Genomic DNA, 11,914 nt, shown 5'->3' with positions numbered 1-11,914 from the left:
ACGCCGTACTGGTTTAAAGTTAATCCGCTATACATTCAGCCGCAGCTTGATGTCGTCTGAAAACGGGGTACGTTGGGGTTGATGATGGAAGGTCGTCTGAAAACTTTTCAGACGACCTTTTCCACATCCGTATCTCAAACGTGATGGATAACCAGCTTCTTGCCCTGATAGTCCAATACGTCCACATCCATATCAAACAAATCTTTAATATTTTCAGCGGTAAAGATGTCGTTCGGCGTGCCGGTCATGGCGACTTGTCCGTTTTTCATGGCGATGACGTGGTCAGCGTAGGCGGCGGCTTGGTTGATGTCGTGCAGGACGACGACGGTGGTGCGCTTGTGTTCGCGGGTCAGCCGTTGGAGCAACTGCATGAGGGCGCGGGCGTGGTACATATCGAGGTTGTTGAGCGGTTCGTCCAAGAGGACGTAATCGGTGCTTTGGCAGAAGACCATGGCAATCATGGCGCGTTGGCGTTGTCCGCCGGAGAGTTCGGTCAGGTAGCGGTTGGCGAAACTGTCCAGTTTGAACTCGGAAAGTGCGTTTTCGACGATGGCGAGGTCTTCGGGGGTCGGTCTGCCTTGATGGTAGGGATAACGCCCGAACATGAGCAGATCGCGCACGGTAATGCGGCTCATGACGCTGTTTTCTTGGGTCAGGATGGAGAGCGTTTTTGCCAGCTCGGCGGTAGGCGTGGTGGAAACATCTTTGCCGGCGTAGCTGATGCTGCCCTGCTCCAGCGGACGGAGGCGCGCCATGAAGGAGAGGAGCGTGGATTTGCCGGCGCCGTTGGGACCGATGAGCGCGGTAATGCCGCCTTCGGGGATGTCGAGACTGACGTTGTCGAGGATGGGATTGCCGCCGATGTGGAAGCTGACGTTGCGGATGGTAATCATGATAGGTTTGATGTGTGGATTTGTTTTCAGACGACCTCCGAATATGGGAGGTCGTCTGAAAGGGATGGGCTTCAGATTTCGCGAACGATGACGAATTGGGGATCGTCTGCCAAATCAATCAAAAAGGCTTTGACACGCGCCTGCCAGAGTTCGCCGAAGCGTTTGAGTTCTTCTGCGGTGGCGGTGCCGCTGACGGCTTTGGGCATGATGTCGCGCATTTCGGGGGCGAAGGGCTGCATGGCGGCATTGAGGCTGACGGCGACGGTTTTGCCGTTGTCTTTGCGGCGCAGGGTCAGCGTGCCTTCGATGTCGGCACCGAAACTCAACAGGTTGCGGCGGGCAAAGCGTCCTTGCGGACCGATACCGCCGAAGCCGGTTTCGGGAGCGGCGCCGGTTAAGAGTTGGACAACGGATGCGGTAACGCCGACCGTACCTTCATCGCGCGCGCCCTGCATGGCGGCTTCGATTCCACCGCGTTGCGGCAGGTCGCCGCCGTAAAGTGCTTTCAAGCCTTTAAGCGTCATGAGGTACGCGCCTGCGACGGTGGGACAGGAATGTCCGCACAGGCGGACGGCATCGGCGTAGCGATACTGCATGATGCCGTCCTCTGCCGCGCCGAGAAATTCGGCGAGCGCGTCTTGGACGGTCAGCGTCGGGGCTTGCTCGAAAAATTCGGGGAAGTGTTCTTGAGTCATACGGTATCCTTTTACTTTAAAGAGGTCGTCTGAATCTGTTTTCAGACGACCTTTGTGCTTATTTCAACAGGGTGCGTTTATCGTTGATAAACATTTCGGCAATTTTACTTGAACCGAACGGGTTGAGGTGGTTGGTATCGAAGTACACCGGCAGCCCGTCTATGAGTTTGTCCGCGGGGATGTACTGCATAAAGTCCACCCATTGTACGCTGCGGTGCTGCTTCACGATTTTTTCGATTTCGTCTTCCGACTTGGCGGAATCGCGGATTTCTGCCTTTTTATCCTCTGAAACATAATGGATGTCGATGCCGAGCTTTTGTTTCAGGTAATAACGCCGCAACGGCAGCTGTCCGTCCATAGGCGTATCGGCCAAAACGTACACTTGCTTGCCCGCCTTCACCAAATCCTCCAGCATTGTGTTGAACCTTTCTAAAAATTCCGGTTTGGCGGTATGGAGGAACCAACGTTGCGAAATGATGATGACAGGATAGTCTTTGGTTTTTTGTTCGATAAAACTGTTATACGGATTGCAGCGGTCGGCGCGGCGGTCGCTGTCGGGCAGGACGAATCCGAACGCGGTGGCGCAGCTGTTGGACGTGATAACGTCTGCCGACCAGCCTTCTTTTTTGCCGACGATGTCGAGGAACGGGCTCAAATGGGCGGCATGCGAGTCGCCGATGACCAAAACTTCAGGTTTTTGGTTTGCCGCACCGACGGCGCAGTCGGTTTTGGTCAACGTGTCCACGCAAATTTTGCTTTCATCAGCCTTGTACAAACTGCTTTCAAACGCGGCGGGTTTGGCGGTCATCAGGTAGGTTGCCGCAGGAATCAGCAGCGCGAAATAAGCCGTCATACTCCATTTGAATTTCGCCGTCGTAAAATTCTTTGCCTTCCGCGCCGGTGTTTCCACAAAATAATAAGACAACACCGACAACAGCAGCATGATGATGACAGCCAATGCCGATGCAGCAAGCGGAAGCTGCGCGTCCATATAAATGTAGCGCATGAGCGCCAACACCACCCAGTGCCACAAATACAGCGAATACGAAATCAACCCGACAAACACCACCGGCTTGAGGCTCAACAGTTTGGACGTATTGAAACCTTCCTGCATCTGCAATGATTTGCCCGAATAAATCAAACCGCCGACCGCCAGACAGCAAAGCAGCCGTTCGATGTTTCCCGCGCCGGGCAGGACGCCGTAGGGCAGCACCAGCGTGGCGGCGATGACCGCCATCATCAGCCATCCGAACAGCGGCGTACTGGCTTTGTCGTTTTGTTCGGCAGGCGGAATAAAGGCAAAAAGCGAACCGACCAACAGCTCATAAGCGCGCACATGCGGCAGGAAATACGCCTCCATACCCAAAGTCGGCAACAGCGCGGAAAACAGGCTGATGACAATCAGCAAAAGGATAAACGTCCGCACATTGCGCCGTTTGCTGAGACGGAAAAACAAAATCAGCAACGCGGGGAAAATAAAGTAAAACTGTTCTTCCAACGACAGCGACCAAATGTGCTGCAACGGCTTTTCCGTCGCATCCGCATCAAAATAGCCGCCGCGGCGGGCAAAGAACAGGTTGGCGGCAAACAGCAAGGCATAGACGGCGGATTTGACGTATTGGCGCAAATCGAAAGACAAAAAGAAAATGGCGGCAACGACCGTCGTGCAAAGCAATACACAGGCAAAGACAGGCAAGATGCGTTTGGCGCGGCGTTTGTAAAACTCGAGAAACGAAAAACTGCCGTCGCGAATCTCGCGGCTGATAATGGTCGTAATCAAATATCCCGACAACACGAAAAACATATCCACGCCCAAAAAACCACCCGGCAGCCATTGGGGATCGATATGAAATACGATGACGGATAAAACGGCCAATGCCCGTATCCCGTCCAAATCAGGACGATATTTCAACACTTTACTCATAACTCATACCTGATAGTAATCTCAGTGATGTTTACTATGAGTATAAACTCAATATTTAGTTTCACGCCCCCTATTAAATTTAAAGGGTGTACAAAATCAAAATACAGTCTGGAAATGATGAATTACCGCCTGAATTCAGGCTGGAAAAGTTTTCAGACGACCTACCGCTTGCGTTTCAGCACCAAATATAAAAACACCAACCCGCCCGCAAATTCAACCACTACGCTCAACACCGCCTTCATGCCGAGTAGGTGTTCGAACACGGTTTGCCCGCCGACCAGCAGGATGCCGCCGACGCACACCGTCATCGGCAGCCGCACGCTATGGCGCACGCTCGGGGCAAAATGGTTGGCAAGCGCGGCAGCCAGCAGGCCGAAGAAGCTGACCGGCCCGACCACCGCCGTCGCCGTCGCCACGAGCGCGGCAATCCAAAGCAACAGCCACAAAGTATTGCGCGTGTAGTTTATGCCCAAATTAATCGTTTGGTCGCGTCCCAAAAGATGGACGTCCAGACGGTGCCGCTCGCGCCAAACCACCACCGCGCTCGCCAGCAGAATCAGCGCGCCCACGCCCAAAAGCTCGCTGTGGACGGTATTGAAGTTCGCAAACATATTCGCCTGCGCCGCCGTAAATTCCTCCGGATCAATCATGCGCGTCAACAGCGAAGAGAGGCTGCGGAACAAAATCCCGAAAATCACGCCGATCAAAATCATGCGCGACAAATCGCGTCCGCCCTGCCGGATGAGCGTGTAAAACAAAAGCAGCGAACCGCCCATCATCATCACCAACTCAAAGCCGAACTTGCCCGTCAGCGGCAGCGACGTATAGCCCACCCCACCCAAGGCAAACAGCAAAAGCGTTTGCAAAAACACATACAGCGAATCGAAGCCCAAAATCGAAGGCGTAAGGATCGGGTTGTTCGTCAACGTTTGGAAAAGCTGGGTCGAAACCCCGACCGCATACGCCACCAGCAGCAAAGCCGCCAGCTTGTTCAGCCGCAGCTGCAACACAAAATCCCAATCGCCTTGGATGTTCAAAGTCAGGAACAAAGTGCAACACGCCAGCAGCAAGACAAACGCCGCCCACAGCGGACGGGAAGAACCCTGCATAAACGCAACCTTATTCGAGCGAAGCGCGCTACGCTTGTTTTCAGACGACATGGGCAGGCTTCCTCAACAAAATCCACAAAAACAACACCGTACCCAACACACCGAACACGGTTGAGACCGGAATCTCAAACGGGAACACAATCACGCGTCCCAAAATATCGCACAAAAGCACCAACGACGCGCCGAGCAAAGCCACCGCAGGCAGGCTTTGGCGCAGCTTGTCACCCATCAGGCGGCTGATGATGTTCGGCACGACCAGCCCGATAAACGGAATATTGCCGACCGTTACCAACACCAGCGACGTAATCAGCGCGACAATCACCAAGCCTACCCACAACACCGCCGTCCGGTTCAGACCCAAATTCACGCTCACCGTCTCGCCCAAGCCCAAAATCGTCAGCTGATCGGCAATCAAATACGCCGCCAACGCCAAGCCGCCCGTCAGCCACAACAATTCGTAACGCCCCAACAGCACGCCCGAAAAATCGCCCTGCTGCCACACGCTCAACATCTGCATCATCTCAAACTCATACGCGATAAACGTCGCCACCGCCTCGATAACGCCGCCGAAAATAATCCCCACCAGCGGCACCATCAACTGCGCCGTCGGCGGCAAACGGCGTATCAGCATCATAAACACCAGCATGCCCGCCAACGCCGCCACGGCTGCCACCGACATTTTCGCCGTCAGCCCGGCAGCCGGAAACATCAGCGTCATCACCAACACACCCAACGCCGCGCTCTGACTCGCGCCCACCATAGACGGCTCGACAAAACGGTTGCGCATCAAAATCTGCATAATCATCCCCGCCACCGCCATCGAAGCCCCCGTCAGCACAATCGCAAACGTGCGCGGCAGGCGGCTGACCAGCATCAGTTCCGTACTGTCAGACAAAGTCCAGCGAAACACATCCGCCCAGCGGAAATCGCCGACGCCCACCGACAGACTGACGACAAACAGCACCGCCAGCACAAAGCAGTTGATTAAATTTAAAGATAAAGGTTTGACGGACATAAGGAAAAAATGTGAAATATTTAAAACACGGCAACAGCCATGTTCGGCAATGTAATGCATCTTCGCCCTCTTACAGCATGAGAGGACACTTTGAATTTCGGCGTCTTTTAAAACAATCTCATCCTAAATACCTCATCGCTTCAGGATATGGCAAAGGACAAAATTGCTGTTATGGCAATCAAGGTCGTCTGAAAATAAATCAGGCAACACCTTAATAAAATTCTGATACAAACCAAAAATCGTGCTAACGATAACATTTACTACAAAAAGAGACAATATTTATTCGAATAATAACCATTCTTGATGAAAACAAAGTTTGCCGGCATAGAATCCCATTAATAGGAATCTCCGTTTCCGCACAAATCTACTGTATCTTTCCAAATCCCATTTGCTATAAAATTCCCCGATACAACCTCTTTCAGACGACCTCATCATGAACGACCACCAACTGCTCCGTTACAGCCGCCACATCCTTCTCGACGAAATCGGTATCGAAGGACAGGAAAAAATTCTTGCCGCCCGCGTCCTCGTCGTCGGCTGCGGCGGGCTGGGCGCGGCAGCACTGCCGTACCTTGCCGCATCAGGCGTTGGCAAACTCATCATCGCCGACCACGACACCATAGACGATACCAACCTCCAACGCCAAACCACCTTCACCGAAGCCGACATCGGACAAGCCAAAGCGCAAGTGATGGCAGGTCGTCTGAAAGCCGTCAACAGCGCGTGCGACATTACCGCACTGACCGAAAAACTGGACGAAACCCGCCTGACCGAGCTCATGCATACCGCCGACATCGTCCTCGACTGCACTGACAACTACCCCACCCGCCAAGCCATCAACCGCGCCGCCGTCGCCACCCGTACCCCGCTGGTTTCCGGTGCTGCCGTGCGTTTTGAAGGACAAATCGCCGTGTACCGCCCCGATTTACCTGACAGCCCTTGCTACGCCTGCCTGTTTGACGGAGATACCGCCGATGACGGCGCTTGCGCCCTGTTCGGCGTATTTTCTCCGTTGGTCGGCATCATCGGCGCCACCCAAGCCGCAGAAGCCCTCAAACTCCTCACCGGCGTAGGCGAACCGGCACACGGCAAACTGAAAACTTACAACGCACTTACCGGCAAATGGCAAGAATTCCTCTTCACTCAAAATCCCGACTGTAATGTGTGTGCCAAAGCCAAATCAGACGAAACATGCCGATGATTGTATGCAGAACTTGGATTCTATGATCAGGTTCAAACGAGCATTAAAATATTATCAGCCGCCATTCTCTGCCGACTAATCATCACTGCCACACTATAAAGGTCGTCTGAATATATTTGAAATACGTGAAATCCAACCTATTGATTTTTTAATCATAAAAAAGGCAAACCCTTTTTGGGTTTGCCTTTTTAAGACGGCTGTTTAGTGAACGTCTTTCCAATATTCTTTTTTCAGGAAGTATGCCAGAGGCAGCATTACTGCAAGCAAGAACATCAATACGATATAGCCTGTACGTTTGCGCTGGAGTTGCGCCGGTTCACCCATGTAAACCAAATAGTTCACCAAATCGCGTACATAAGCATCGTACTCTGTTTGGACGACTTTGCCGTTTGGCAAACGACGGCTGTGTGCGCCGGTAGATTCCCAATAGAGCTTGGGTTTCAATTCGCCATGTTCGTCTTTCACCATGACCGGCTGACCTTTGGCATCCAGCTCAACCGCTTGAACGCCTTGTTGCTCCCACAAGGGGTGGGGCATGCCGACTTTGTCGAATACGACATTGTTCCAACCGTTCGGACGGGTCGGGTCTTTATAGAAGCCGCGCATATAGGCATACAGATAATCCGCGCCTTTAGAACGGGCAATCAGTGTCAGATCCGGAGGAGCCGCACCAAACCATTTGGCAGCATCTTTAGGATTCATCGCCGCCAACATGACATCACCGACGTTGTCTGTCGTAAACATCAGGTTTTTCTTGATTTCTTCATCAGTCAAACCGATGTCTTTCAGACGGTTGAAGCGCATACCGCTTGCCGAGTGGCAGGATAAGCAGTAGTTGGTGAAAATTTGAGCACCGCGCTGCAAGCTGACTTGGTCGCGCAGGTCAATCTCAACTTTTTCATAGTGTCCGCCACCGCTGGCGACGGCGGCACTCATAGGCACTGCCAATAACAAGGCAGCAAACCAGTTTTTCAGGGTATGTTTCATTTTCGCTGCCCTCATCAGATATTGGTTGCAAACAGGTAAGCACCCACTGCGGTAATACCGACATAAACAAAGAACATGATTTTTTGTTTAGTGGTGCTCATGGTTACGCGTTCCGGAACCGGTTTGTTTGTATCCAGTTTGGTATAGAACGGCATACCCAGGAAGAATGCAAAATAGACGACGGACAGGATACGCGCAACCAAAGTACGGGTATCGGTTGCTACCATCGCACCCAAAATACCCAAACCGATAAAGGCAATGATGAACAGAACCAACGCAGTTTTGAAGATTGGGCCGCGATAGCGGACGGATTTCACTTCACCTTTATCCAACCAAGGCAACAGGGCAATCAGGACAACTGCTGCACCCATACCGATTACGCCCCATACCTGAGTACCGGCAAAGGAAGGAATCGCACGCAGAATTGCGTAGAACGGAGTGAAGTACCATACCGGTGCAATGTGCGGCGGTGTTTTCAGCGCGTTTGCCGCGTCAAAGTTCGGGGCTTCGAGGAAGTAGCCGCCGCCTTCAGGGGCGAAGAACAATACGGAGCAGAAAACAATCAGGAATACGACAACGCCCAAGATGTCTTTGACGGTGTAGTACGGATGGAAAGGAATGCCGTCGAGCGGAACGCCGTTTTCATCTTTGAGTTTTTTGATTTCCACGCCGTCAGGGTTGTTCGAACCCACTTCGTGCAAGGCGATGATGTGTGCCACGACCAAACCGAGCAACACCAGCGGTACGGCAATAACGTGCAGTGCGAAGAAGCGGTTCAGGGTAACGTCGGAAACGTTGAAGTCGCCGCGAATCCAAGTGGATAAATCAGGACCGATAACAGGGATGGCGGAGAACAGGTTAATAATCACCTGCGCGCCCCAGAAGGACATTTGCCCCCAAGGCAACAGGTAGCCCATAAAGGCTTCGGCCATCAATGCCAAGAAAATCAGGGAACCGAAAATCCACACCAATTCGCGCGGTTTTTTGTACGAACCGTAAATCAGGCCGCGGAACATGTGCAGGTACACGACGATGAAGAAGAAAGATGCGCCGGTAGAATGCATGTAGCGGATAATCCAGCCGCCGGACACGTCGCGCATGATGTACTCTACTGCGGTAAAGGCAGCAGGCAGGTGATAGGCATTCAGGTTGCCGTCCGGTTTGTAGTTCATGGTCAGGAAGATACCGCTGACGATTTGAATCACGAGGACGAGCAGAGCCAAAGAGCCGAAGTAATACCAGAAGTTGAAATTCTTCGGCGCGTAGTATTGAGCCAAATGCTCATTCCACATTTTAGACAGAGGGAAACGAGCGTCCGTCCAGTCTAACAATGCTTTTGCTTTGCTATTGGTTTGGTTTGCCATAATTATCGTTCCTTATTTTTAGTCTTCGCCTACCAAGACTGTCGTATCGCTCAGATATTTGTAGGGCGGAACAACCAGGTTGGTCGGTGCAGGAACACCTTTATATACGCGGCCTGCCATGTCGAATTTCGAACCGTGGCAAGGGCAGAAGAAACCGCCTTTCCAGTCTGCACCCAAATCCGCAGGGGCAACGTCGGGACGGTAGGTCGGCGAGCAGCCCAAGTGGGTACAGATACCGATGGCTACAAGGATGTTCGGCTTAATCGAACGGGTCTCGTTTTTAGCATATTCGGGCTGTTGATCCGCATCGGAATTAGGGTCGGCAACCGCGCCGTTCAAACTTTTCAGGTCTTTGAGCTGCTGATCGGTACGGTTAACCACCCAAATCGGTTTACCTTGCCATTCGGCAGTCAACATTTGTCCGGATTCGATTTTACTGACATCGATTTCGACGGCAGCACCTGCGGCCTTGGCTTTTTCCGACGGGAAAAAGCTTGCCACGAAAGGCGTAGCTACGCCCAAAGCCGCCACACCGCCCGCGCCGCACGTAGCCAGCGTCAGAAAGCGGCGGCGACCGCTATTGATTTCTTGATTATCCATTATTCAGTCGTCCTAAAATTTTGGGAATACCGAGCCATTAAACGATGTAATTCTACCTAGTTTGCCGTGATACTCAAAGCATTATTTAAATTAAGGTAAATTTTCATGACGATTATCAAGGCTTAAGCGGGATTATCTTCGTCGAAATGACAGACTTCCAACTCAAAATGTTGTGCCACGGCTTCGCCCAGGGCGCGGATGCCGTAACGTTCCGTCGCATGGTGTCCCGCGCTGACAAACGCAACGCCTGTTTCATTGGCAAGGTGAAACTGCGATTCCGAGATTTCTCCGGTCAGATAAGCATCGACGCCTTCGTCTATGGTCGTCTGAAAAAATCCCTGCGCACCGCCGGTACACCATGCGATACGTTTGATTTCGCGCGACATATCGCCGACGGCTACGGGCTGCCGTCCCAACGCAGCAGCAATGTGTTGCAACCATTCAGCCAAAGTCTGCGGCGTTTTCAGACGACCTATATTCAACAGGTTCTGTTCGCCGAACTGCCTTTCGACCTCCCAACCCAACTTATCGGCAAGCTGCGCGTTGTTGCCCAACACAGGGTGCGCATCCAGCGGCAGGTGGTAGCCCGCCATATTGATTTGGTGTTGCAATAATGTTTCGATGCGCACTTTTTTCCAGCCCGTAATCGTTACCGGCTCGTTTTTCCAAAACATTCCGTGGTGCACCAAAAGCATATCCGCGCCCTGCTCCGCAGCAAAATCGACCGCTGCCTTGCTTGCCGTTACCGATGTCGCTATTTTGCCGACTTCTGCCCTGCCCTCGACCTGCAAACCGTTGGGCGCATAGTCTTTGAACATGCCGACCTGCAACACCTCATCGCACCACGCCAAAATATCATTGCGTTTCGCCATATTATTCCTTTCAACACATAGCGGATTGAATTTCACAGGACAAGGCGAAATAACACCATCCCCGCTCCAAGTCAATTCACCATATTCATACAAAATCGGACCCACATTCTAACCGCAAACCCTGACGCGTCCCAATCCCCATGCCGTTCAACACGCGCCCGCATTTACACCCCGGCATGAAATATTTTAATATTGCCCGTTTCAAAAGGTCGTCTGAAAGCATAAAAACCAATGGATTCCATCATCGAACTGCGCCATCTCAAAACCCTGCTGGCACTCGAAGAAACCGGCAGCGTATCCCTTGCCGCCAAGCGCGTCTTCCTGACCCAATCCGCCCTTTCGCACCAAATCCGTGCGCTTGAAAACTATTACGACACCCCCCTGTTTGAGCGCAAATCCACGCCCTTGCGTTTTACACCCGCCGGCGAACGCCTGTTGCGGCTCGCACGCGAACTCCTCCCGCAAGTTTCCGCCGCCGAGCGCGACCTCGCCCGCATCATCGAAGGCGAAGCAGGCGAATTACGGCTGGCTGTCGAATGCCACACCTGTTTCGACTGGCTCATGCCCGCAATGGGCGAATTCCGCCCCATGTGGCCGCAAGTCGAATTGGACATCGTTTCCGGCTTTCAGGCAGACCCCGTCGGACTCCTGCTGCAACACCGCGCCGATCTCGCCATCGTATCCGAAGCCGAAAAACAAAACGGCATCAGCTTCCGCCCCCTGTTTGCCTACGAAATGGTCGGCATCTGCGCCCAAGACCACCCGCTTGCCGCCAAAACCGTTTGGGAAGCAGAAGACTTCATCGGCGAGACCCTCATCACCTATCCCGTTCCCGACGAAATGCTCGACCTGCCCAAAAAAATCTTGTTACCCAAAGGCATCAACCCGCCGCGCCGCCGCAGCGAACTGACCATCGCTATCATCCAACTCGTCGCCAGCAAACGCGGCATCGCCGCCCTGCCCTACTGGACCGTGATGCCCTATCTCGAAAAAGGCTACGTCGTCCACCGCCAAATCACCGCCAACGGTCTGCAAAGCGAACTCTACGCCGCCACGCGCACCGAAGACGCCGACAAAAGCTATCTCGACAACTTCTGCCAAATCGTCCGCGAACGCAGCTTCGCCGACCTCCCCGGCTTAAGCGAACTGACAATGCCCGGACAGGATTGATGTTTTCTTGAAACAGGGTGTCAAGGCATTCACGCACTTCGATTTCAATATCAAAAGGTCCTTGGATTCGGATTTCAAGTGCAA

Annotated in this window: 12 protein-coding genes; 3 read left to right on the top strand and 9 right to left on the bottom strand. The window is 52.8% G+C overall.

Going from position 1 to position 11,914, the window contains the following annotated elements; all coding sequences use genetic code 11:
• Positions 1 to 134: 134 nt before the first annotated feature.
• The 5 genes from HMPREF3066_RS01265 to HMPREF3066_RS01245 all read right to left on the bottom strand — a co-directional run bounded on the left by HMPREF3066_RS01265 (position 135) and on the right by HMPREF3066_RS01245 (position 5,636).
• Positions 135 to 893 carry an iron ABC transporter ATP-binding protein gene (locus tag HMPREF3066_RS01265; protein ID WP_070439928.1) on the bottom strand — a complete coding sequence of 253 codons (759 nt, stop codon included), beginning with the start codon at positions 891 to 893 and terminating at the stop codon, positions 135 to 137.
• Positions 894 to 964: 71 nt separating this feature from the next.
• Positions 965 to 1,588, bottom strand: coding sequence for an FmdE family protein (locus HMPREF3066_RS01260; RefSeq protein ID WP_070439927.1), 624 nt, complete (start codon positions 1,586 to 1,588; stop codon positions 965 to 967).
• A 58-nt stretch (positions 1,589 to 1,646) separates the two neighbouring features.
• The gene (locus HMPREF3066_RS01255) at positions 1,647 to 3,512 is read right to left on the bottom strand and encodes an acyltransferase family protein (protein WP_070439926.1); all 1,866 of its coding nucleotides are present in this window, start codon (positions 3,510 to 3,512) and stop codon (positions 1,647 to 1,649) included.
• Positions 3,513 to 3,673: 161 nt separating this feature from the next.
• Complete coding sequence (locus tag HMPREF3066_RS01250) at positions 3,674 to 4,672, bottom strand: iron chelate uptake ABC transporter family permease subunit (RefSeq protein ID WP_083286373.1); 999 nt, start codon at positions 4,670 to 4,672, stop codon at positions 3,674 to 3,676.
• The gene (locus HMPREF3066_RS01245) at positions 4,662 to 5,636 is read right to left on the bottom strand and encodes an ABC transporter permease (RefSeq protein ID WP_070439934.1); all 975 of its coding nucleotides are present in this window, start codon (positions 5,634 to 5,636) and stop codon (positions 4,662 to 4,664) included. The genes HMPREF3066_RS01250 and HMPREF3066_RS01245 overlap by 11 nt, the downstream gene beginning before the upstream one ends.
• Positions 5,637 to 5,647: 11 nt before the next feature.
• Here HMPREF3066_RS01245 and HMPREF3066_RS12660 point away from each other — a divergent pair, with 11 nt between their 5' ends.
• Together HMPREF3066_RS12660 and HMPREF3066_RS01240 are read left to right on the top strand one after the other, a co-directional pair.
• Positions 5,648 to 5,851 (top strand): hypothetical protein, encoded by a 204-nt coding sequence (locus HMPREF3066_RS12660; RefSeq protein ID WP_141743153.1) that lies wholly within the window; start codon positions 5,648 to 5,650, stop codon positions 5,849 to 5,851.
• Between the two features lie 218 nt (positions 5,852 to 6,069).
• Positions 6,070 to 6,837 (top strand): HesA/MoeB/ThiF family protein, encoded by a 768-nt coding sequence (locus tag HMPREF3066_RS01240; RefSeq protein ID WP_070439922.1) that lies wholly within the window; start codon positions 6,070 to 6,072, stop codon positions 6,835 to 6,837.
• Positions 6,838 to 7,038: 201 nt separating this feature from the next.
• Here HMPREF3066_RS01240 and HMPREF3066_RS01235 read toward each other — a convergent pair whose 3' ends face one another.
• The 4 genes from HMPREF3066_RS01235 to HMPREF3066_RS01220 form a co-directional block, all read right to left on the bottom strand.
• Positions 7,039 to 7,824 (bottom strand): cytochrome c1, encoded by a 786-nt coding sequence (locus HMPREF3066_RS01235; protein ID WP_003765585.1) that lies wholly within the window; start codon positions 7,822 to 7,824, stop codon positions 7,039 to 7,041.
• Positions 7,825 to 7,838: 14 nt separating this feature from the next.
• Positions 7,839 to 9,188, bottom strand: coding sequence for a cytochrome b (locus tag HMPREF3066_RS01230; RefSeq protein WP_070439920.1), 1,350 nt, complete (start codon positions 9,186 to 9,188; stop codon positions 7,839 to 7,841).
• A gap of 18 nt (positions 9,189 to 9,206) precedes the next feature.
• Positions 9,207 to 9,788 carry a ubiquinol-cytochrome c reductase iron-sulfur subunit gene (gene petA, locus HMPREF3066_RS01225; RefSeq protein ID WP_003761390.1) on the bottom strand — a complete coding sequence of 194 codons (582 nt, stop codon included), beginning with the start codon at positions 9,786 to 9,788 and terminating at the stop codon, positions 9,207 to 9,209.
• Between the two features lie 122 nt (positions 9,789 to 9,910).
• On the bottom strand, positions 9,911 to 10,660 hold the full coding sequence (locus tag HMPREF3066_RS01220) for a Nif3-like dinuclear metal center hexameric protein (RefSeq protein WP_070439918.1): 750 nt from the start codon (positions 10,658 to 10,660) through the stop codon (positions 9,911 to 9,913).
• Positions 10,661 to 10,891: 231 nt separating this feature from the next.
• Between HMPREF3066_RS01220 and HMPREF3066_RS01215 the strand changes: the two genes are divergently transcribed.
• Positions 10,892 to 11,830, top strand: coding sequence for a LysR family transcriptional regulator (locus HMPREF3066_RS01215; protein ID WP_016686599.1), 939 nt, complete (start codon positions 10,892 to 10,894; stop codon positions 11,828 to 11,830).
• The last annotated feature ends 84 nt before the right edge of the window (positions 11,831 to 11,914 follow it).

This window comes from Neisseria sp. HMSC03D10 (genome assembly GCF_001807625.1).
Classification (GTDB): Bacteria; Pseudomonadota; Gammaproteobacteria; order Burkholderiales; family Neisseriaceae; genus Neisseria; species Neisseria mucosa.
The sequence above is the reverse complement of the archived record's forward strand: the minus strand, read 5'-3'. Positions and strand labels throughout refer to the sequence as shown.

What these genes read in the sequence shown, in the direction of transcription:
- HMPREF3066_RS01265 (WP_070439928.1), bottom strand. Translation starts at nt 893, where the DNA reads ATGATTACCATCCGCAACGTCAGCTTCCACATCGGCGGCAATCCCATC.
- HMPREF3066_RS01260 (WP_070439927.1), bottom strand. Translation starts at nt 1,588, where the DNA reads ATGACTCAAGAACACTTCCCCGAATTTTTCGAGCAAGCCCCGACGCTG.
- HMPREF3066_RS01255 (WP_070439926.1), bottom strand. Translation starts at nt 3,512, where the DNA reads ATGAGTAAAGTGTTGAAATATCGTCCTGATTTGGACGGGATACGGGCA.
- HMPREF3066_RS01250 (WP_083286373.1), bottom strand. Translation starts at nt 4,672, where the DNA reads ATGTCGTCTGAAAACAAGCGTAGCGCGCTTCGCTCGAATAAGGTTGCG.
- HMPREF3066_RS01245 (WP_070439934.1), bottom strand. Translation starts at nt 5,636, where the DNA reads ATGTCCGTCAAACCTTTATCTTTAAATTTAATCAACTGCTTTGTGCTG.
- HMPREF3066_RS01240 (WP_070439922.1), top strand. Translation starts at nt 6,070, where the DNA reads ATGAACGACCACCAACTGCTCCGTTACAGCCGCCACATCCTTCTCGAC.
- HMPREF3066_RS01235 (WP_003765585.1), bottom strand. Translation starts at nt 7,824, where the DNA reads ATGAAACATACCCTGAAAAACTGGTTTGCTGCCTTGTTATTGGCAGTG.
- HMPREF3066_RS01230 (WP_070439920.1), bottom strand. Translation starts at nt 9,188, where the DNA reads ATGGCAAACCAAACCAATAGCAAAGCAAAAGCATTGTTAGACTGGACG.
- petA (WP_003761390.1), bottom strand. Translation starts at nt 9,788, where the DNA reads ATGGATAATCAAGAAATCAATAGCGGTCGCCGCCGCTTTCTGACGCTG.
- HMPREF3066_RS01220 (WP_070439918.1), bottom strand. Translation starts at nt 10,660, where the DNA reads ATGGCGAAACGCAATGATATTTTGGCGTGGTGCGATGAGGTGTTGCAG.
- HMPREF3066_RS01215 (WP_016686599.1), top strand. Translation starts at nt 10,892, where the DNA reads ATGGATTCCATCATCGAACTGCGCCATCTCAAAACCCTGCTGGCACTC.